The sequence below is a fragment of the Sporosarcina luteola genome (assembly GCF_023715535.1).
In the GTDB taxonomy this organism is placed as follows: Bacteria; Bacillota; Bacilli; order Bacillales_A; family Planococcaceae; genus Sporosarcina; species Sporosarcina luteola_B.
Map to the genome: position 1 here is coordinate 113,077 of NZ_JAMBOI010000006.1, position 21,033 is coordinate 134,109.

The following is a 21,033-nucleotide window of genomic DNA, read 5'->3' on the forward strand; positions in this document are numbered from 1 at the left end:
CCTATACGGAGACTATCGCAAGACCCGTATAGGACGATTCAATTTCGGACTTATCGCTTGTTGATTTCCTCAAGAAGGATTTTATTCACCAATGGCGGGTTAGCTTGTCCCTTTGTTGCTTTCATGACTTGTCCGACGAGGAAGCCGACTGCGCGGTCCTTGCCGTTTTTGAAGTCTTCGATCGATTGTTCATTCGCATCGAGAATTTCCGTCACGATTGTGCGGAGTGTGCCTTCGTCGGAAATTTGGACGAGGCCTTTCTCTTTGACGATGTCAGCGGCATTTCCGCCGTTTTCGATCAATTCTTTGAACACTTTCTTAGCGATTTTGGATGAAATGGTGCCATCTTCGATCAACTTAATCATGCTGGATAGGCCTTCCGGCGTGAGCGCTGTGTCATGAAGCTCTTTTTGTTCAGCATTCAAATATGCAGACACTTCACCCATCAGCCAGTTGGAAGCAAGTTTCGCCTCAGCTCCCGCTTCAACAGTTGCATCAAAGAAATCGGACATCTCTTTCGTCAATGTCAACACATGCGCGTCATATTCCGGCAGGTCGAGCTCATTGACATACCTTGCTTTACGAGCATCCGGCAACTCCGGAATCTCGGCACGTACCCGATCGACCCACTCTTTATCGATGTGGATTTCAGGCAAGTCCGGGTCGTTGATGAAACGGTAATCGTTCGCGCTGCCTTTAATACGCATAAGCACGGTTTGACCCGTTGCTTCGTCGTAACGGCGTGTTTCTTGCTGGATTTCCCCGCCGGAAAGAAGAATCTTTTCCTGGCGCTCGACTTCATTTGCAATTCCTCTGCGGACGAAGTTGAATGAGTTCAAGTTTTTCAATTCGGTTTTCGTTCCGAATTCCTCTTGTCCGAACGGGCGAAGTGAAATATTGGCGTCGCAGCGCAAGGAGCCTTCCTCCATGCGGACGTCCGAAACGCCTGTATATTGGATGATTGCTTTCAGCTTCTCAAGGAATGCATATGCCTCTTCCGGAGAACGGATATCAGCTTCCGTTACGATTTCAATCAACGGTGTGCCTTGTCTATTCAAGTCGACGAGTGAATAGCCGTTGTCGGAGTGTGTCAATTTTCCTGCATCCTCTTCAAGATGGACGCGTTCGATGCGGATTTTCTTCTTTTTGCCTTCGACTTCGATTTCGATCCATCCGTTTTGGCCAACTGGACGCTTGTCCTGCGAAGTTTGATAGGCGCTCGGGTTATCCGGATAGAAATAGTGCTTACGGTCGAAGTTCATGACCTTTGCCACTTCACAGTTCAATGCGAGTGAAGCTTTCATTCCGAAGTCCACCGCACGTTTGTTCAACGTAGGCAATGTTCCCGGGTATGCCAAGTCGTACACATGGATGTTCATATTCGGCTCTGCACCGTAATGGGATGGTGCCGGTGAAAAGATTTTCGTATCGGTTTTTAATTCAACGTGGACTTCAAGTCCAACAATCGTTTCAAAGTTCATTAGTTAGTACCCTCCCCTAAAGATGGAGTGCTTTTATGGAAATCGGTCGCTTGTTCGAATGCGTGCGCCACTCTATAAATGAGCGCCTCATCGAAATGTTTCCCGATGATTTGGAGACCGACTGGCAATCCATTCGAAAAGCCGCACGGAATTGAAATGGCCGGAATACCAGCCAAGTTAACAGACACTGTCAAAATGTCGTTCGCGTACAATGTCAATTGGTTTTGCGCGACGCCGCCGATTTCGTATGCAGTTGTTGCACTTGTTGGTCCGACGATGACATCGTGATTTTCAAATACGGATGCAAAGTCTTGAGCGATCAGCGTACGGACTTTCATCGCTTTAACGTACAACTCTTCATGATGATCTGCACTTAGTGCATATGTGCCGTAGAGGATTCGTTTTTTCACTTCTGTTCCGAACCCTTCTGCACGTGAGCGTGTATAGACCTCTTCCAGATTTCCAGCATTCTCTGAGCGGTATCCATAACGAATTCCGTCGAATCTCGCGAGGTTGGAAGAAGCTTCTGCCGTTGCAATCGCGTAGTAAGTTGGCGATGCATATTTGGAATGCGGAAGCGTCACTTCTTCGATAGATGCGCCAAGCGATTCAAGCACTTTCAACGATGCACGGACCTTATCTTTTACATCTTCTGTGATGCCTTCACCTAAATATTCCTTTGGAACAGCGATGCGCAAGCCCTTAATATCTCCAGTCAATGCGGATTTGAAATCAGGCACTTGCTGTGGTGAAGATGAGGAATCTCTATGATCGATTCCTGAAATCGCATTCAACAATAGTGCATTGTCCTCGACTGTCCGAGTGATCGGTCCGATTTGATCCAATGAAGATGCAAACGCGACGAGACCGCTCCGGGATACTCTGCCGTATGTCGGCTTCATTCCGACGACTCCACAGAACGCAGCTGGCTGGCGAACAGATCCACCAGTATCCGTACCGAGTGAAAATGGCACTTCGCCCGCTGCAACAGCAGCTGCAGAACCGCCTGAAGAACCGCCAGGCACGCAGTCCAAATTCCATGGATTATGCGTTGTCTGGAATGCTGAACGTTCAGTTGTAGAACCCATGGCAAACTCGTCCATATTCAATTTACCGACACTGACCATGCCCGCTTCGTTCACTTTTTCCACGGCTGTAGCGTCATAGACAGGTACGAAATTCTCCAGCATCTTGCTTGCACAAGTTGTAGCTGTTCCTTTTGTAACAATATTGTCTTTTATGCCGATCGGCAATCCGAATAGCGGACCGCGGCTATCTTGCGATGAGTTGTCCAAGGCTTCCGCTTTCGCTAGCGCTTCTTCTTCCGTCAACGCCAGGAATGCTTTCACTTGTCCATCCAGTTTTGCAATCTGCTTGAATGAATCTTCGGTAACTTCTTTGACAGAGACTTCCCGGTTATGTAAAAGTGCTTGAAGTTCTGCTGCCGTCTTTTTCATTAACGTCATGTTACTTCCTCCTAAAAACCGTTATCACAGGATATTCGGAACTTTGATCATTCCGTCTTCATGCTCTTTTACGCTAGCCAACATTTCGTCGCGATCAAGTACATCTTGCGGGACGTCTTCCCGAAGCACATTGAACATCTGCAACGGATGAGTCATCGGCTCTATGTTATCTGTATCCACTTCTTTCAACGCATCTCCAAATTCTACAAGTTCGGAAATGATTTCAGAAAACACTTCCGCTTCTTGATCCGAAAAGGCGATTTTCGCAAAGTTCGCGAAGTAATGTACGTCTTCTGTCGTAAATTTCGTCATTTGATTTCCTCCCCAATTGCAATTGTACGACTTATCATACCACCTAACCGGTATGTTGAAAAGCAACTGCGCCCATGGTTAACAGCATGGACGCGCATGTAAACTGATATTCTAATAGCCATAAATATGGACGAACGGTTCATCACTACCGGCTTCCTTAACAATGAGCGCCTCGGGGCCGTTCACCGAGGTGACACTCACTTCGACATCGATGTTGGGAAAGTACTTGATGATATGCGAAGCCAAAAACTGTGTGAATCCGATAACTTCACCTTTCCCGAAAAACTGGATTGGAATGTCGATGGAAATCGATTGCATCCTTTTGTCTTTGAAAAAGCCTTTTCCGATCACATTGACGAAGCTCGGAAAATAGTTATCGATATCCTGTTTGAAATTGCTGAATTTCGTATTGATATCTCGGTAATTGTCAATGTCAGCGGGAGCGGGAAGCAACACGTACCGTTCATTCACTTCTTTCCATCCGGATGCTGATGATTTTCCTTTATCAGCAAAAGCGGTTGCGAAATACGTGCCAGGTACGATTGCATTTCTTTTCTCCTGTTTGAACAGACCGATGACGATCGGAATATCCTGGAAACCTTCTTTTGCACGCATCCTGCTGACGATTTTGTCCGCCATGGCGATGCCTTGCTTTTCGAGTACCGAATCCGTTATTTCAATCTCTTTCCCGTCTTTGGAATAATAGACGGAATTCAACGCAAGTCCAATCGAAACACCGGACAGACGTACTTTCTTTTCGTCCGTCAACGTCAGGTAGTTTTGCTCGATAATATGCGCCAAATAGATCGGCTTCTCTTCCGCATCTTCCCCTTCCGCTTCAGGGGGATTCAAGCCTTGTTCATTGGTTGAACTTCTGGCAAGCCATGCGCGTGCAGTTTTTCCATCAATATACTGCCCTTCTTGGAAGAAATAGTTTTTCGTGTCGAAATGCTGGGCGGATAAACGCAATAGCCCTTCTTCCGCTTCCCCGATATCATATTTCGTATAGATATTGCTCACGACAAGGCCGCGGCTAGCGCTTTTCTTGAACGGGGTGACTGTCTTGTAATAGGTGTCATTCACCTGTACATCTGGAATCATGACGGTTTCTTCTACCTGTTCCTCATCATTTTCCTGGATGACTTCCTCTTTGTCGGGTCCGATTGACGGCATACAGCCGCCTAACGTAAGGACAACTGCCATGCCGGTTAGTGCAAATAGCCTTTTCATTGAAAATTACTCCTTTTCGCCGAGCGCGTCGACCAACTCTGTTTCGTTCCATACTGTAATACCGAGTTCCTCTGCCTTCACGAGCTTCGATCCGGCCTCTTCCCCGGCTATGACAAGATCCGTCTTTTTGCTGACGCTCCCGCTCACTTTACCGCCAAGCGCTTCAATCCGCTCTTTTGCTTCATTGCGCGTCAATATCGAAAGCTTGCCCGTCAATACTACTGTTTTTCCGGCAAATGGGCCTTCAATCGGAAGCTCTTGGCGCGTTCTTCCTTTGTAGTCCATATTGACGCCGTATGTCTCCAGCTTGCCGATCACTTCCAACACATCTTCATTAGTGAAGAACGTGATGACTGCGTCTGCTACTTTATCGCCGATTTCATGAATCGATGTAAGCCTATCTGCATCCGCTTTAGCGATTTCGTCCATTGTTCCGAATTCCTCCGACAAAATATGTGCCGCTCTTACCCCGACATGCCGTATGCCAAGGCCGAACAGCAGCTTCTCCAAGGAATTCGTTTTAGATGCTTCGATTGCATTCAATAAATTCGTCGCGGACTTCTCTCCCATACGCTCGAGTGACAATAGCTGCTCTTTCGTCAAACCGTAAAGGTCCGAAACATCGTGGACGAGACCTGACGTATACAATTGATCGACGACCCGCTCGCCGATCCCTTCAATATTCATCGCATTACGGGAAACGAAGTGGATGAGCGCTTCCTTCATCTGTGCAGGACATTGCGGATTGACGCAACGGAGCGCCACCTCGCCTTCAATCCTGACAAGTTCGGAATCACAGACTGGACAATTTTCAGGCATATGATACGGTTCTTCATTCCCTTTTCGCTGATCGATCAATACAGTGACGACTTCGGGAATGATATCACCCGCTTTCCGGATGACGACTGCGTCACCGATACGGATATCCTTTTCGCGGATGAGGTCCTCGTTATGGAGGGAAGCCCTTGCCACTGTCGTTCCCGCAACTTGGACCGGTTCCAAAATCGCGGTCGGGGTGACGACCCCTGTCCTGCCGACGCTCAACTCGATATCGAGAAGCTTCGTATGGACTTCTTCCGCCGGGAATTTGTAAGCGGTCGCCCAACGCGGACTTTTTGCTGTGAAGCCAAGCTGCTCCTGATCTTCATAGCTGTCCACTTTAATGACGATTCCGTCGATTTCATAATCAAGGTCCTGCCTGCGATCCTGCCAGGAGTCTATATATTCAAGCACTTCCTCGATCGTCTTGCACCGTTTGCTTTTGTTATTCGTTTCGAAGCCGATCGACGCGAGATATTCGAGCGAATCGGAATGGCTGTCCTGCCCGTAGGCAGTGCCATCTCCACCGACTCCATAGATGAACACCGCAAGGTTACGGCTGGCGGCTATTTTTGGATCGAGCTGCCGAAGTGATCCCGCAGCTGCATTCCGAGGATTTGCGAATGGCTCTTCACCGTTTTCATCCCGTGCTTCATTCAATCTCATGAATGATTTCTTCGGCATATATGCTTCCCCGCGGACTTCAATTGTCACCGGTTCAGATAGCTTCAGCGGAACGGTCCGGATCGTCTTTAAATTTGCGGTGATTTCCTCTCCGACCGTTCCGTCCCCGCGCGTAGAACCTTGGACGAACGTCCCGTTTTCATATTTTAATGAAACAGCAAGTCCGTCAATCTTCAATTCACAAATATACGTGGCATTCCCCGCCTCCGCTTGCACTCGTCTGTCGAAGTCGCGTATGTCCTCTTCATTAAACACATTTGATAAGCTTAGCATCGGGTATTCATGGACGACTTTGCTGAAACCTTCAAGGACTTCCCCGCCAACCCGCTGCGATGGCGAATCGGGAAAGATCAGATCGGGATTTTCTGCCTCAATGGAAAGCAATTCCTGCATGAGGCTGTCATAGACGGAATCAGGCACGGCCGGCTTGTCCAGCACATAATAGGCATGCCCGTACTCCTTCAGCAGATCATTGAGCTCCTGTACACGTCTTTCAACTGCATTGCGATCCATTCTGTCCTCTCCCTACGCTTTTTCTATCGGTGCAAATTTGGCAAGAAGCCGTTTGATGCCTACCGGTTCCGGGAACGCGATATCGAGTTCCAGATCATCATGATTCCCTTTGACGCTGACGACCATGCCCGTCCCCCATGCTTTATGGATCGCTTTGTCGCCCGCTTTCCAGCCCATCTTCTCTCCGCCGCTTGTTTTATAGACCGGCCTTTTGACAGCTGGACGCACGGGTGCTTCCCCACGCGAAAACCCGCCATATGAAAAGCCTTGATTGTTATTGGATGTCACTTCGATAATATCATCTGAAATCTCGTTTAAAAAACGGGAAGGATTATTAATACTTGAGCGGCCGAACAATGTCCGGTAGGAAGCGCAAGTCAAAAAGAGCCGCCGTTCCGCACGGGTGATCGCCACATAGGCAAGCCGGCGCTCCTCTTCCATTTCTTCATCGTCGCCGATTGACCTGACATGCGGGAAGATGTTCTCTTCCATGCCGATGACGAAGACGACCGGGAATTCAAGCCCTTTCGCCGCGTGCATTGTCATTAGGACGATTTTTTCCGTCGATTGGTTCTCTTCTTTATCCAACGAATCGATATCGGCAATTAACGCAAGGTCTGTCAGGAATGCGACGAGCGAACGGTCGCCTTCCTCTTCTTCGGCCCTCTTTTCGAAAGCTTCCGTGACGGAAAGGAATTCCTCGATATTTTCCAATCGGCTTTCCGATTCAATCGTTTTCTCGCGGAGGAGCATTTCACGATAGCCCGTCTTTTCAAGCACCTGTTCAACAAGTTCCGTCACGGACAAGTATTCCTGCATTTGTGTAAACCCGCTGATCATATCCCTGAATTTAGAGGCTTCGTTTGCAGCCCTTGCCGTCAGCCCCATGAAATGGACTTCCTGCAACGCATCGAATACAGATCGGTCGTTCTCGATAGCGAATGATGCCATCCGTTCGAAAGAAGTCGCCCCGATGCTTCGCTTCGGTTCGTTTATGATCCGCGCGAGCGCCAAGTCGTCGTCGTTATTTGCAATCAATCGCAAATAAGCGAGCAAGTCTTTGATCTCTTTTCTGTCATAGAACTTCGTGCCGCCAACAATTGTATAATCGAGATTCGATTTCACCAGGTATTCCTCAATGACACGGGATTGGGCATTCGTCCGGTAAAGGATTGCGAATTGATCCAGCTTCAGGTTTTCTCGTTCTTTCAGCTCGATGATCTGCTGGACGATGAACTGGGATTCGTCCTTTTCATCGGAGGCCTTATAGATCGTGATGGAATCACCCTCTGCATTTTCCGTCCGCAGCTTCTTGTCGTAGCGGCTGCGGTTGTTCTGGATGACGTCGTTAGCCGCCTGCAAAATCGTTTTCGTCGAACGGTAATTCTGCTCGAGTAAAATGACGGTTGCATCATTATAATCCTTTTCGAACGAAAGGATATTGCCGATGTCAGCGCCTCGCCATCTGTAGATCGATTGGTCGGAGTCACCTACGACGCACAGGTTCCGGAATTTCGCGGCTAGCATGTTGACAAGCCTGTATTGCGCATTGTTCGTATCTTGATATTCATCTACGTGGATGTATTGGAATTTATTTTGATAAAATTCGAGGACTTCAGGGACGCGTTCGAATAATTTGAGAGTCATCATGATGAGGTCGTCAAAATCAAGCGATTGGTTTTGTCGCAGTTTTTTCGTATAGCCTTCGTAGATATCTGCAATCGTCTTTTCGTAAGGATTGTGCGGGTTGATTTGCCCTTTATACATTTCCGCATCGATGCATTCGTTTTTCGCCGAGCTGATTGCTCCGAGCATTGCACGCGGATCGTATTGCTTCGGATCGATATTGCGATCTTTCAGCACATTTTTAACGGCCGTCAATTGGTCGGATGAATCGAGGATCGTGAAGCTTTTCGAAATTCCGATCCGGTCGATGTCCCTCCGTAAAATGCGGACGCACATCGAGTGGAAAGTCGAGACCCACATCCGCTCACCAGACCCGGGTCCAAGCAGGCCGTTGATCCGTTCGCGCATTTCACGGGCTGCCTTGTTCGTAAACGTGATTGCCAATACATTGGAAGGATACACCCCTTTTTCAACAATCAAGTAAGCGATCCGGTGGGTCAGCACCCGAGTCTTCCCGGATCCTGCGCCTGCCATGATCAGCAGCGGCCCTTCCGTCTTTTTCACTGCGCGGGCTTGTTCAGGGTTCATGCCTGCAAGCAGATTTTGCGCGATTTCCTTCATACATCATACCGCCTTTCAAAAGAACATTTGTTCTTTATTATATCTTAAAACTTATCTATTGGATACCGATTTCACTGCTTCGACTGTCGAAAGGGCAGCCTTCAGATCTTCATAGATGATATTGCCCACAATGACCGTATCTGCAAGCTCCGCCATCATTTTTGCGTCTGCCGCATTCCGAATTCCGCCGCCGTAAAATAACTTCGTCTGCTCAAGGGCACGCGCCGCCGCTTTGACGATAGCAGGATCGCCAAGCGTTCCGCTATATTCCAAATAAAATACGGGCAGCTTGAACAGGTGCTCCGCCATTCGCGCATAGGCGATGACATCCTCTTCATCGGGAGCTTCCTTTACACCGGTGAGACGAGCCGCTTTGCAATCTGTGTTGACGATTACGTAGCCTTCCGCGATGACTTCATCCCAATCCATCATATGACCGTATTCCTTCAAAGCCGCATGATGAATGCCGTTTACCCATTTCGTATCGGTCGAATTCAGGACCGTCGGGATGAAATAGTAATCGAATCCCATCGACACCGATTCGACAGTCGACACCTCAAGCGCCACCGGCACGGAAAATCTTCGGATGCGCGCCAGCAGGTCAAGGACATTCTCGAGTGTCACGCCATCCGTTCCTCCGATGATGATGCCGTCCGTTCCGGATTCAGCCAGCTGTTCGAGCTCTTTATCCGCCAATTGTTTTGCGGGATCCACTTTAAAGGCGTGGCGCCAATTCATATAGTCCATTCTAGCTTCCACCTACTTCTTCAATTGCTTTTTGGATGCGCTCTAGTTAACCTTGCGCGTCTGCTATTCCCCAGTATACCAAAAAAACCGGACGGATAGTTTCTCCGCCCGATCACTTCTTATCATTATTGTCCGCAAGCTCAGGATAGAGGCGGTCAAGCACGGTGTTATAGCCGCCAGATCCGTAATCTACGCATCGTCTCACCCTTGAGATTGTCGCAGTGCTCGCACCGGTTTCATTTTGAATCCGGTCATACGTCTTTTTCTGTCGCAATGCATGCGCAACTTCCAAACGCTGTGCCAACGATTGCAGTTCGCTCATCGTTGCAAGGTCGTCAAAAAACATATAGCATTCTTCCAGATCCTTCAATTCCAATATCGCTTTGAACAGCTGATCCGTTTGTTCACTTCGGATTTTATCGATTTGCATGTTTCCCCCTCTTTCTTTCAAGATTTAAGGCGTAAATGTTACAGACTTTGCAATTCCGGAATATGTTGGGATGATATGAATCCACGTCTTGCCGGGAACTAATTTTGCCGGAACACCATTTTCCACCGGGACGAGGAATCCATCAACGTTTTTCCATTCCAGCTCTTTCACGGAGCCCGCTTGGAACAGCATTGCCTTGCCTCCGCTTTCAATATCGACAGATTGTCTTCCGACATTGTCGATCGTACGATGGTCCGCTTCCATGACGATGATGTTCGACAGGCCGACTTGTTCTCCGTTCCCTTTATCCATCGTGAGGATTCCATTCACCATCCGATTGTATGTTTCCGTCTCCGGATCGTAGGAGAACGTGTTGATGAAATCCTGACTGGAGCTGAAGCGGACGACGATCATCGATGCGCTATCCCCTATTTTAGCATCCTCAATCGATTCGTGGAAAGCAAATGGAGGAACCTTCGCGATTTCGTCGGATGCACCGACCTTCTCCATCGCAGCCATTATGTTTTCGCCGGTTATATACGAATTATGGGGAGCTTTACGGTCATTCGATCGTTTGAATAAAGTCCCGTCATATTGCATGCCATTCACATTATCGACATATCTGTTCGCCAACAGCTTCTGCGCATCGGGGCTATAGCCGTGCGCTACGTAAAATGCATCCATCCCTTTTGATAGATGAATGAAATAATCACGTGCACTTCGGATCGGGCCGACCGTTTCCGGCAACTCGCTTTGGAACAAAGCTAAAAATCTCGTGACATTCCCTTCCGCCATGAATTCATAAATGATATCCGCCTGGCTTACCCCCGATTGAGGCCTTGCATGCGGATGATTGTTGATCGTTGCTAGCACTGGTCTCGTCCAGTTCTCCTCTTCGGTCAACACGCCGGTAAATGGCGCCTGATAACGGAGAGTACCTTCTTCCTCAGGCTCTTCCATCGGCTCTTCAATTTCGACTTCTTCCATCTCTTCCGGCTCCGGTATAATCTCTTCCGCGCCGGCTTTCTCTTTTTTTGAACACGCTGACAGCAACAGCAACATGATGGCTAGTCCTAGCAGCCACCCTCTCTTTTTCCCTTTCATCCGTTCCTCCTATCTTCCCGTCGCCGGAATGATTACTTCATTTTTCATAACTTCATAAAGCCCTATTTGTGTCGCCCGTACATATGGCAAGTGTGTCGACTGGAGGAACAGGAACGTGTAGATGGCATCGCCATGTTTGTACCCCCGCTCTGATAACGCCTTTTTCATTGTAATCTCCCGATCAATTAAAACATCCATATGCTCCGCTGATAGCCCCCCGCCGATCGGCAGCGGAATTGACGCAGCAATATCACCGTCCTCAACGAGAACCATGCCGCCCTTCATCCGTTTCATTTCATTGAAAGCAAGCAGCATTGCCTGTTTGTCCTTCCCGATGAGGATAATGTCGCCCGTATTGGAATAGGAGGATGCAAAGCCCTGCACGTGATCCGCGAAGCCTTTGATGACCGTATTCACCCGCCACTTTCCGTTTCGATCAATGAGCATGAGGAAACTTTCATCGTGCTCATTGGAAAGTTTGTCCGCTGATAGGTCAAGTGTCACTTCATATTGCTTTGTAATGACGTCATTCAACATTTTAATACCGACTGTTCCATTGAAGTCAAAATCCTTTTCATCCAAATCGAAATCCAGTTCGAATGACGGGACGAGCGACCAATCGACTTCCTTGAACGGAGCAGTCGGCGCGTTTTCGCGTTTCAGCCATTTACCTTTTGACAGGACGTCCGTCGGTACCGGGTTCGTTTCATCCTCCAGGAAATTGAGCGTTGCATATCTTCCTGTCGCGATGATGCCATGCTTATCATCTATGCCGTAGTAGCGGGCAACATTATACGACGCCATCAAATACGCGTCAACCGGCTTCACCCCTGCATCGAGTGCGACTTGGATGCATTTGTCCATGACCCCATCGATATGGAAGGAAGGCGTTGAGCCGTCCGTCGTCATCATGAGATGGTCGAAGACGTCCAACTCCTTGTCGAGTACGCCTTTCAATAAATCCGGCAAATCCGGACGGATCGATGAATGGCGCAACGTCACTGCATACCCTTGCAATAGGCGTGCTTCCACTTCCTCGGTCGTCATTGCTTCATGATCGCCGTCAGTTCCGAGTAGTTTCATCCTCGCAAGAGTCCGCTCGGAAGCCCCCGGGAAGTGGCCTTCAATCTTTTTCCCCGCATGTTTAGCTGCAATGACAGACGCCGTCATATCCGGATCGCCGTTCATGAGGCGCGGCCAACCCGTCAGCTCCCCACCCATGAGAACATCGTCCCGCTCCAGCCATTCAGCGATTGCCTGCTGGTTGAACACATCCGTTTCATGTTGCAAAACTGTTTGGGAATCAAACCGTGCCCACCAATAAAATGAAAACGGCAGTTCATTCAATTGGTCAATCAATTTGAACGCTCTTTCATTTCCGAGCAGCAAGAAGAACGTCAGGTTGTCCGATAAGAACGTCGTCGTTCCAAGCCTGCCAGCATAGTCGGCGAATGTTTCGGGATTGTACAGCTGAAACGGATGGACATGCGGCTCGATATAGCCGGGAACGATTCTTTTGCCGGTTGCATCGACGATTTCCGAGCCTTCTGTCATGGCTGGCATTCTGCCGCCTGCATAGACGATCCGATCTCCTTTAATCCAAATATTGCCCGTCACCCATTTCTTGAAAATGGAATGTAAATACGTCGCATTTTGAATAATGAGGTCCGGGGCAACTTTCCCGTTGATTACCCCGAGTTGCCGTTGTATTTCATGTTGGTCCCACATATCGATAAACCCCTTTTAAGAGAATTCTATATATTTTATCCTAGCATAGCATCCATTTGAAATATAGATGTTTTACATCATTTGCATGAAATTTCAGTCGCCTTCGAATGAATTGATCATCTATGTATCGTTTATGTCATTGCGGGAAAGCTAAAGACAAACTTTTTTTCCATGCTTTTTTATGAAGGGAGTGTTGTCATATGACTGAAAAACAGGCTCCTCCATTATTCGATGAACTAGCAACTATATTCAAGCCTTCGAGCGATATCGTTCAAACGCCTCTTCAATTAAAAGATCATAGAGCCTTCCTGTTCTATGTAAAATCGGTCGTTGACGGCGATAAGCTCCAGCAAACGGTCATCAGGCCTTTTTTTGAAATGGGATCGGAAGAAGACTTTGCATCATATATTCAATCTTTGCCGAACCGAACGGATATCCCGGATAAAGATAAACTACTTATTAAGCTTAGTTCAGGGCTCGTCCTGATTGCGATTGGGGATAGTACATTTTTATTGGATGTCCGCATCGTTAAAAATAATGAGATCCAAGAAACTGTAATGGAACCGACGATACATGGGCCACAGAAAGGTTTAAGTGAGGACATTGAAACGACAATCAATTTAATCAGGCAACGTTACCATAATTCTTCTTTAAAAGTCGAAGAAATACCGAAGAATGATATATCCAACCGTGCAATCGTATTGCTTTACGACAATGACCGAATCGATCCGAGAATATTAAAGAAAATCAAAGCGGAGCTGGAAGGGATCACCAACGCTTTATTCGAATCTGCGGAGGACCTTCAACACTTCCTGAACAGGAGCAAGTTGACCCTTTTCCCAACTACAATGGTAACGGAACGTCCCGATCGCATCGTCTACAATTTGGTCGCTGGGAAGGTGATCATCGCTATTGATGGAAGCCCGAATGTCATCGTTGCCCCTATCATTTTTTTCGATTTCATGTCATCGATGGAAGACAATTATCACGTCTCTGTCATAACGGGATTCACAATTTTATTAAGATATTTGGGTTTATTCACATGTATTCTGCTTCCTAGTTTATATATAGCGATGACATCTTATAACCCCGAAATACTTAGGATTGAACTCGCCCTTACCGTTGCAGGCAGCAGGATCGGCGTGCCATATCCTTCGTTTATCGAAGTTATTTTTATGCTTTTTTTCATGGAATTATTGACAGAGGCGAGCATGCGGCTGCCGAAAGCGGTCAGTGGCACCGCTACGACTGTCGGCGGGCTCATATTAGGGACGGCAGCAACGGAAGCCGCACTCACGTCAACCATTATGGTCATTATTATTTCAGCTGTCGCAATCTCGACATTCGTCATACCGATTAATGAAATGAGCTTTGCAGTTCGTGTTGTACGGTTCCTTTTGATTATTTACACGTCACTTTTCGGGTTGGTCGGACTATTGCTCGGCTTCATGGGATTCATTATGTTTTTAGCGAACAAGGATAGTTTAGGCGAACCGTATTTACGGATTCCATGGAAAGGCAAGAATGCTGAATTGGGGATGGACAATAAATGAACCGCTTTTTAATTTATTTGATTCTAATTAATACCCTGACGAACATGGTTTCTATTACGCCGAGAATTCTAATTGCCGGGGGCGACACGGGTACGATCCTCGGGATGGCTCTTGCGATTACTACTGGAATTGTATTGACCTATTTCCTAGTAATCCTGTTCAGCCGTTTTCCCGGTCAAGGTCTGCCGGAGATTTTGAAGGCATACACGCCTAAATGGTTCGCATTTCCCGTTCTCCTATTTATGGCTGCAGCCTGGTATGTCGCAGGTCTCTTTACACTTATGATTTATACATTCATCATCCTCCGTTTCTTGACACCCGAAATGTCAATTTACACGATTGTGTTGACGTTCGCCCTCGTTGTCACGTATGGAGTGTTAATGGCAACTAGAAATATCTTATATATGAGTGAAGTCATCTTTATTCTAGTTGTCCCTTTTATCGTATTCGTTCAAATGAAGGGCTATCTAGACCCTTCTCTAAATTGGGATTATATCCGGATCGCTCTCATGCAAGTTAATCAGTTGCCGGATTATGGGGCTTTTACGTCTTCACTTTTCATCGTCATTGGAACTGCAAACCTAGTCATCTTCAATCGGGCTTTCACAACTTTGAAAAAACCGACTCTTAAAGGAATGGCTATTCTTACGGTTGCTTTTATGTATATCCTCGCAACGACTTATCTGCTTCCAATCGGCTTCGGGGGGTTCGATTCCCTTGAGAATGCCTTGTATCCGTGGATCATGACAAGTGATTCCATCCGTATGAAATTCGGGATCGTTGAAAGGATCGTCTTTATATTCATCGGCTCCTTTTTAGCTCTTGGTGTAGTCAGTATGATCATACATTGGCATGTTTCCATCCACTTATTTTCGAGCGTCTTTCAATTTAAGCGTTTAAAATGGAAGTCATATAATTTGACCCTTCCTTTATTCATCGTCTTTTTCTGGATTGTTGCAATGACTCTGACGAAACGGATGACAGTGGAAGGACTTTATAGAACAATCGAAATGTATGACGACTTTGTTTTACCGGCCATGCTGATCTTGCTAGTGGGTTCTTTACTTTTAGCGAAGAAAGGGGCTTCTTCCAAATGGCGGGAAAACAAAAAATATTGAAAGGTTCCATTGTCTTTATCCTTTTGCTCTCCTTGCTCATTCAAGCGGGATGTGCATTCAAGGATATCGATAAGAGGGTGTTTGTCCTAGGATTCGGCATTGACCCCTCGGAACAAGTGAGAAACGGCTTCAGGGTCACTTTGAAGTTGGCCAAGCAAGTCGGTGATATAAAACAATCAACATCCCCGCCTTATCTCTATATTTCCCATGATGCCGAATCAGTTGCAGAAGCCATCCATGAGATGGAAACCCGTGTCGATAAAGTTTTGGATTTCGGACATAGCAAAATCATCGTTATGCACAAGGAATTACTAACTAAGGATTTAGATACTTTCATGGACTTTTTCACGAGGCGCGGGGATATCCAGATGATTTCTTACGTCGCTGTAGCTGATAAAACGGCTGAAGAGATCATTTCCTTTGAACCGACAACTGAAGCTCCTGCATCGATTGCTCTTTATAATTATTTCGATAATACCGGAACGGAAAGCCCATTCGTCGTGACAACATTTCTTTTTGAGTTCAGACGGGAGGTTTTAGGGGAAGGTCATGATACAATCATGCCAATCATTGGGACAGATGAAGAAAATCATGATTTCGTTATTGACAAGTCGATTGTTCTTAAACGGGGAGCACCACCAGTGGAATTGACACCAGAGGAAACAAAGTATTTTAATTCCCTTATGAATAAAGCTTACGGCTTCAGTTACAAAATCAAAGAAGATGGTCTGATCATGGTATTGAACTTTGACGAAATCAGGATGAGTTATAAAATCCTACTCAATGATGGCGATCCGCGAATTGATATGAAAATTACGAAGGTCGGTGTTGTCGGCGAATCCAACAAGCGTTTGAATAGCAAACAGATAGAGAAATACAATAAGATAGCTGGTAAAGAAATCGGAAAGACAGTTACCGACCTGCTGATAAAACTCCAAGAAAATGATGTCAATCCATTCGGTTTCGGCCTCCGTTATCGGGCCACACGATTATCGAAAAAGGGGATCATGGAAGAGTGGAAGCGCATTTATCCCGACATCAAATTTAATGTCAAAGTGAATATAGAGCTGAAAAGCACCGGAGCGGTTGAATAGAATCAGTTAAAAGGGGTTGTCACAGAAATTTTTCTGGACAACCCCTTTTATTCATTTACTTTGGAATGCGCGCCAACCGATGTCCATCCGGTAGAAAAATCCATTCCATTCGGTTTGATTTAATCTTTCGTACACTAGAGTTTTCGCCTCTTCCAACGTTTCCGCTTTTGCCGCAGCGAGCAGAACTCTTCCGCCATTGCCGACAAAATGAGCATCAACGGCTTTCGTGCCGGCATGGAAAACGTCTAGTCCGTTCAACACATCAAGATCGGGCAGTCGCGCCCCATTCACAACGTTGCCTGGATAACGGTCGGACGCGATGACAACGCCAAACATTGCATCGTCATGCCACTCCAATTCAAATGGCTCTTTATTCATAAGCGCCATCATGAATTCCCCGAAGTCCGACGCCATTCTTGGCAGCACAACTTGTGTTTCCGGGTCGCCGAAGCGTGCATTGAACTCGATCACTTTCGGTCCTTCTTCCGTCAAAATGAGGCCGGCATAGAGGATTCCTGTAAACGGCGTCCCTTCATCCAACATGGCCTGGACTGTCGGAACAACGACTTTCTTATACGCTTCTTCAATCACATGCTCCGGAATATGCGGAACCGGTGAATAAGCACCCATTCCGCCGGTGTTCGGCCCTCTATCGCCGTCATACGCACGCTTATGATCTTGGGCGATGACCATCGGATAGATCTGCCCGTCATGGACGAATGACATATACGAGAACTCTTCCCCGTCAAGGAATTCCTCGATGACGACGCGGGAAGAGGATTCACCGAACCGTTGATTGCCGATCATGTCATCCACCGCATAAATCGCCTCTTCGACAGTCATCGCTACGATGACACCTTTTCCAGCTGCCAGTCCATCCGCTTTCACGACAATCGGGGCACCTTGCTGACGGATGAACGCCTTCGCTTCCTCAGCGTCCGTGAACGTCCCGTATGCTGCCGTCGGGATACCGTATTTACTCATTAATTCCTTTGCGAAAGACTTGCTGCCCTCGATTTGCGCAGCAGCCTTCGTCGGTCCGAAAATACGCAGACCTTTTTCAATGAATCGATCGACGATCCCTTCCGCCAACGGCTGCTCAGGACCTACAAACGTCAAGTCAATCCCTTGCTCAATTGCGAATGAAGCGAGCGCATCAAAATCAGTCGCATCGATTCCGATACATTCCGCATCGTTTCTCATGCCGTCGTTTCCGGGTGCAACATATACGTTTGAAACGGATGGCGATTCATTGAACTGCCTTGCAATCGCATGCTCCCGGCCTCCGCTGCCGATTACGAGTACTTTCATCTGTATCTTCTCCTTCAATCAATGTTTGAAATGACGTACGCCTGTGAATACCATTGCAATGCCATATTCATTCGCCTTCTTAATGGAATCCTCGTCCTTCACGGATCCCCCGGGCTGGATGATTGCCGTAATGCCCGCTTTCGCTGCCGCTTCCACGGTATCATCCATCGGGAAGAATGCATCAGAGGCCATTGCTGCCCCCTTCGCACGCTCACCTGCTTGCGTTAATGCAATCGCAGCAGCTCCGACACGGTTCATCTGCCCCGCTCCGACGCCGAGCGTCCTTTGCGAATCAGATACGACGATCGCATTTGACTTCACATGCTTGACGACTGCCCAACCTAACTTCATTGCTTCCCATTCAGATTCCGTCGGTTCACGGTCTGTTGCAACTCGGATCTCTGCATCGTCAAAGCCGTATGCATCAGGTTGCTGCATGAGCAGTCCACCTTCAACCGACACCGTATTCCAAGCTTCTTGCTTATGCTGTTCAAACGGGATTGTGAGTAGACGGATGTTTTTCTTCTTCGTCAATACATCAATCGCTTCTTCCGTGAACGAAGGCGCGATGACGATTTCGAGGAAGATGCCCGAAAGCTTTTCAGCTGTTGCAGCATCCACTTCACGGTTCAAGGCGATAATGCCTCCGAAGATGGAAACCGGGTCGGCTTCGTATGCTTTATTGAACGCCTCGGCGATTGTTTCTCCGACACCTACGCCGCAAGGGTTCATATGCTTAACTGCCACTGCCGCCGGTTGGTTGAACTCCTTCACGATTTGGATCGCCGCATTGGCATCTTGGATATTGTTATAGGAAAGCTCTTTCCCGTGCAGTTGCTCCGCATTCGCAATAGAAAAGTCCGAACCGAGCGGACGGCTGTAGAACGCCGCTTGCTGATGCGGGTTTTCGCCGTAGCGGAGCGGCTGTTTCAACTCGTATGTAAACGTCACTTGCTCAGGGAATTGTTCGTCTGCAAGGTCAGTCAAATATCCGGAAATGAGTGCATCATACGCAGCTGTATGACGGAAGACCTTCGCTGCAAGGCGGCGGCGTGTTTCAAGTGTCGTCTGCCCTTCCGTTTGCAGCTCCTCAAGTACTTGGACGTAATCCGCCGCATCGACGATGACAGTGACGTAGGCATGGTTTTTTGCGGATGCGCGAAGCATTGCCGGACCGCCGATATCGATATTTTCAATTGCGTCATTGATGGCTACGTCAGGTTTCGAAATCGTTTCTTTAAATGGGTATAGGTTCACGCAGACAATATGGATCGGTTGGATGCCGTGTTCTCTCATTTGCGCTTGATGTGCCGCGTCGTCCTGTTTTGCAAGAAGTCCGCCGTGGATCATCGGGTTGAGCGTTTTGACGCGGCCTTCCATAATTTCAGGGAAGCCCGTCACTTCGTCGACCGCCGTCACCGCGACGCCGTTTTCCTTCAGATGTTTCATTGTTCCGCCGGTTGACAGAATTTCATAGTCGAGTGCTTCTAGTGCTTGAGCGAATTCTAAGACTCCCTTTTTGTCCGAAACGCTGAGCAATGCCCGTTTTTTCACGAATGAACCCCTCCGTTAGTTAAGATCAACTTCTGCAATGTTTCTTTATAAAGCACATGCTCCACCGCATGTATCGCCTGTGCAGTCAATTCCGCATCGCCTTCCACGACAGGCACCGCCACCTGCGCGAGGATCGGACCCGTGTCCATCCCTTCATCGACCAGATGGACAGTGACGCCGGTCAGTTTCACACCGTGGGCGATCGCCTGCCCGATTGCGTCCTTGCCTGGGAATGAAGGGAGCAACGACGGATGGATATTGACGATTCGTGAAGGATAGGCTGCCAACAACGTCGGTCCGATGAGCCGCATATATCCCGCAAGCACAATCCATTCGACATTCTCTTCATGTAAAATGCCGAGCATTGCTTCCTCATACGCCTGCTTCGACGGGAAGGCTTTCGGTTCCAATGCGACGACCCGGATGTCTGTCTGCCTTGCCCGCTCCACAACAAATGATGCGGGTTTGTCTGTCATGACGAGGACGATTTCCGCGTCCAACTCGCCATCGCGGCATGCGTTTTCAAGCGCTTCATAGTTGCTGCCGCTGCCGGAAGCGAATACCGCGATTCTTGCTTTTTCCTTCATTCTGCCAAGCTCCCATCATGGCTTCCGTTGAAAACGACTCCCGTGCCGCGAATGACACGACCGATTTCGTATGCATCCTCACCGTGTTCCGCAGCGATTTGAATCGCGCGTTTCGCTTGTTCGGCGGGAAGTGCAACGACAAAGCCGATACCCATATTGAAGACGCTGTACAAGTCTTTATCAAGAAGTTCGCCTTTCTCCTTCAGCATTTTGAAGATAGGCAGAACAGGCCATGAGCCGAGATCGACTTCGATGCCGAACCCCTCCCCGAACATCCTCGGAAGGTTCTCATAAAATCCTCCGCCCGTAATATGCCCCATCGAATGGACGTCTAGCTCCCCATGGATTTGCATGACAGGCTTCGCATAGATTTTCGTCGGTTCAAGCAAAGCGGCTCCGACTTTGCCAAGCTCCTCGAACCCAGCGATATATTCGTCAATCTTATATCCTTGCTCTTCCAGGACGATCTGGCGGACGAGCGAGAATCCATTCGAGTGGATGCCGCTTGAAGCGATGCCGACAAGCACGTCCCCTTCAGCGACTTTCTCCCCTGTAACGACCTTGCTCTTTTCACAGGCACCGACCGCAAATCCGGCCAAGTCATATTCATTCACATCATAGAGCCCTGGCATTTCAGCCGTCTCTCCGCCGATCAGCGCAGCACCCGACTGAACGCAGCCGTCCGCGATTCCCTTGACGATCGCCTCGACCTTTTCAGGGACCGCTTTACCGAGTGCGATATAGTCCAAGAAATAAAGCGGCTCCGCGCCTTGCGCGACGATATCATTCACGCACATCGCCACACAGTCGATGCCGATTGTATCGTGCTTATCTGCCATAAATGCCAATTTCAATTTCGTTCCGACGCCATCCGTGCCGGAAATGAGCACAGGCTCTTTATAGTTAAGCTCCGACAGATCGAACATCCCTCCGAAACCGCCGAATGCACCTGCAACGCCTTTCCGCGCCGTACGCGCGACATGCGACTTCATCCGTTCAACCGATTCATAACCCGCCTCGATATTGACTCCCGCTTTTTCATACGCCTTTGACAT

At 48.0% G+C, this 21,033-nt stretch carries 17 protein-coding genes; 3 read left to right on the forward strand and 14 right to left on the reverse strand.

Going from position 1 to position 21,033, the window contains the following annotated elements:
* Window positions 1-50: 50 nt before the first annotated feature.
* From gatB to M3191_RS12995, 10 genes are all read right to left on the reverse strand, one after another.
* Complete coding sequence (gene gatB / locus M3191_RS12950; RefSeq protein WP_251700795.1) at window positions 51-1,481, reverse strand: Asp-tRNA(Asn)/Glu-tRNA(Gln) amidotransferase subunit GatB; 1,431 nt, start codon at window positions 1,479-1,481, stop codon at window positions 51-53.
* Window positions 1,481-2,947 (reverse strand): Asp-tRNA(Asn)/Glu-tRNA(Gln) amidotransferase subunit GatA, encoded by a 1,467-nt coding sequence (gene gatA / locus M3191_RS12955; protein WP_251700796.1) that lies wholly within the window; start codon window positions 2,945-2,947, stop codon window positions 1,481-1,483. The genes gatB and gatA overlap by 1 nt, the downstream gene beginning before the upstream one ends.
* Window positions 2,948-2,971: 24 nt before the next feature.
* Complete coding sequence (gene gatC, locus M3191_RS12960; RefSeq protein WP_251700797.1) at window positions 2,972-3,259, reverse strand: Asp-tRNA(Asn)/Glu-tRNA(Gln) amidotransferase subunit GatC; 288 nt, start codon at window positions 3,257-3,259, stop codon at window positions 2,972-2,974.
* A gap of 111 nt (window positions 3,260-3,370) precedes the next feature.
* Complete coding sequence (locus M3191_RS12965) at window positions 3,371-4,489, reverse strand: CamS family sex pheromone protein (RefSeq protein ID WP_251700798.1); 1,119 nt, start codon at window positions 4,487-4,489, stop codon at window positions 3,371-3,373.
* A 6-nt stretch (window positions 4,490-4,495) separates the two neighbouring features.
* A complete protein-coding gene (ligA, locus tag M3191_RS12970) occupies window positions 4,496-6,505 on the reverse strand; it encodes an NAD-dependent DNA ligase LigA (protein WP_251700799.1) in 2,010 nt (669 codons plus the stop codon).
* A 12-nt stretch (window positions 6,506-6,517) separates the two neighbouring features.
* Window positions 6,518-8,752 carry a DNA helicase PcrA gene (gene pcrA, locus M3191_RS12975; protein ID WP_251700800.1) on the reverse strand — a complete coding sequence of 745 codons (2,235 nt, stop codon included), beginning with the start codon at window positions 8,750-8,752 and terminating at the stop codon, window positions 6,518-6,520.
* 51 nt (window positions 8,753-8,803) lie between these two features.
* Window positions 8,804-9,499 carry a heptaprenylglyceryl phosphate synthase gene (locus M3191_RS12980; RefSeq protein WP_251700801.1) on the reverse strand — a complete coding sequence of 232 codons (696 nt, stop codon included), beginning with the start codon at window positions 9,497-9,499 and terminating at the stop codon, window positions 8,804-8,806.
* Window positions 9,500-9,611: 112 nt separating this feature from the next.
* Complete coding sequence (locus M3191_RS12985; RefSeq protein WP_251629722.1) at window positions 9,612-9,929, reverse strand: YerC/YecD family TrpR-related protein; 318 nt, start codon at window positions 9,927-9,929, stop codon at window positions 9,612-9,614.
* Between the two features lie 24 nt (window positions 9,930-9,953).
* A complete protein-coding gene (locus M3191_RS12990; RefSeq protein ID WP_251700802.1) occupies window positions 9,954-11,033 on the reverse strand; it encodes a DUF3048 domain-containing protein in 1,080 nt (359 codons plus the stop codon).
* A gap of 9 nt (window positions 11,034-11,042) precedes the next feature.
* Window positions 11,043-12,761, reverse strand: a complete 1,719-nt coding sequence (locus M3191_RS12995; RefSeq protein WP_251700803.1) for an adenine deaminase C-terminal domain-containing protein — start codon at window positions 12,759-12,761, stop codon at window positions 11,043-11,045.
* 200 nt (window positions 12,762-12,961) lie between these two features.
* Here M3191_RS12995 and M3191_RS13000 point away from each other — a divergent pair, with 200 nt between their 5' ends.
* From M3191_RS13000 to M3191_RS13010, 3 genes are read left to right on the forward strand one after another with little or no spacing between them, the layout of a single operon-like run.
* A complete protein-coding gene (locus tag M3191_RS13000) occupies window positions 12,962-14,314 on the forward strand; it encodes a spore germination protein (protein WP_251700804.1) in 1,353 nt (450 codons plus the stop codon).
* Entirely contained in the window at window positions 14,311-15,432 is a 1,122-nt protein-coding gene (locus tag M3191_RS13005) for a GerAB/ArcD/ProY family transporter (RefSeq protein ID WP_251700805.1), read from the forward strand. Before M3191_RS13000 ends, M3191_RS13005 begins: the two co-directional genes overlap by 4 nt.
* Window positions 15,408-16,526, forward strand: coding sequence for a Ger(x)C family spore germination protein (locus tag M3191_RS13010; protein WP_251700806.1), 1,119 nt, complete (start codon window positions 15,408-15,410; stop codon window positions 16,524-16,526). Before M3191_RS13005 ends, M3191_RS13010 begins: the two co-directional genes overlap by 25 nt.
* Before the next feature lie 51 nt (window positions 16,527-16,577).
* On the opposite strand, the gene purD is transcribed toward M3191_RS13010, so the two are convergent.
* The 4 genes from purD to purM are packed head-to-tail and all read right to left on the reverse strand — an operon-like array spanning window position 16,578 to window position 21,033.
* The gene (gene purD, locus M3191_RS13015) at window positions 16,578-17,837 is read right to left on the reverse strand and encodes a phosphoribosylamine--glycine ligase (protein WP_251700807.1); all 1,260 of its coding nucleotides are present in this window, start codon (window positions 17,835-17,837) and stop codon (window positions 16,578-16,580) included.
* Window positions 17,838-17,855: 18 nt separating this feature from the next.
* Window positions 17,856-19,391, reverse strand: coding sequence for a bifunctional phosphoribosylaminoimidazolecarboxamide formyltransferase/IMP cyclohydrolase (purH, locus tag M3191_RS13020; RefSeq protein WP_251700808.1), 1,536 nt, complete (start codon window positions 19,389-19,391; stop codon window positions 17,856-17,858).
* Entirely contained in the window at window positions 19,388-19,978 is a 591-nt protein-coding gene (purN, locus tag M3191_RS13025) for a phosphoribosylglycinamide formyltransferase (protein WP_251700809.1), read from the reverse strand. Before purN ends, purH begins: the two co-directional genes overlap by 4 nt.
* On the reverse strand, window positions 19,975-21,033 hold the full coding sequence (purM, locus tag M3191_RS13030) for a phosphoribosylformylglycinamidine cyclo-ligase (RefSeq protein ID WP_251700810.1): 1,059 nt from the start codon (window positions 21,031-21,033) through the stop codon (window positions 19,975-19,977). The genes purN and purM overlap by 4 nt, the downstream gene beginning before the upstream one ends.

Bases quoted from the DNA above. Each gene is read 5' to 3' on its own strand.
- M3191_RS12990 (WP_251700802.1), bottom strand. From the start codon at position 11,033: ATGAAAGGGAAAAAGAGAGGGTGGCTGCTAGGACTAGCCATCATGTTG.
- M3191_RS13000 (WP_251700804.1), top strand. From the start codon at position 12,962: ATGACTGAAAAACAGGCTCCTCCATTATTCGATGAACTAGCAACTATA.
- M3191_RS12980 (WP_251700801.1), bottom strand. From the start codon at position 9,499: ATGGACTATATGAATTGGCGCCACGCCTTTAAAGTGGATCCCGCAAAA.
- gatC (WP_251700797.1), bottom strand. From the start codon at position 3,259: ATGACGAAATTTACGACAGAAGACGTACATTACTTCGCGAACTTTGCG.
- M3191_RS13010 (WP_251700806.1), top strand. From the start codon at position 15,408: ATGGCGGGAAAACAAAAAATATTGAAAGGTTCCATTGTCTTTATCCTT.
- gatB (WP_251700795.1), bottom strand. From the start codon at position 1,481: ATGAACTTTGAAACGATTGTTGGACTTGAAGTCCACGTTGAATTAAAA.
- purN (WP_251700809.1), bottom strand. From the start codon at position 19,978: ATGAAGGAAAAAGCAAGAATCGCGGTATTCGCTTCCGGCAGCGGCAGC.
- M3191_RS12995 (WP_251700803.1), bottom strand. From the start codon at position 12,761: ATGTGGGACCAACATGAAATACAACGGCAACTCGGGGTAATCAACGGG.
- purM (WP_251700810.1), bottom strand. From the start codon at position 21,033: ATGTCAAAGGCGTATGAAAAAGCGGGAGTCAATATCGAGGCGGGTTAT.
- M3191_RS13005 (WP_251700805.1), top strand. From the start codon at position 14,311: ATGAACCGCTTTTTAATTTATTTGATTCTAATTAATACCCTGACGAAC.
- M3191_RS12985 (WP_251629722.1), bottom strand. From the start codon at position 9,929: ATGCAAATCGATAAAATCCGAAGTGAACAAACGGATCAGCTGTTCAAA.
- pcrA (WP_251700800.1), bottom strand. From the start codon at position 8,752: ATGAAGGAAATCGCGCAAAATCTGCTTGCAGGCATGAACCCTGAACAA.
- purD (WP_251700807.1), bottom strand. From the start codon at position 17,837: ATGAAAGTACTCGTAATCGGCAGCGGAGGCCGGGAGCATGCGATTGCA.
- M3191_RS12965 (WP_251700798.1), bottom strand. From the start codon at position 4,489: ATGAAAAGGCTATTTGCACTAACCGGCATGGCAGTTGTCCTTACGTTA.
- ligA (WP_251700799.1), bottom strand. From the start codon at position 6,505: ATGGATCGCAATGCAGTTGAAAGACGTGTACAGGAGCTCAATGATCTG.
- gatA (WP_251700796.1), bottom strand. From the start codon at position 2,947: ATGACGTTAATGAAAAAGACGGCAGCAGAACTTCAAGCACTTTTACAT.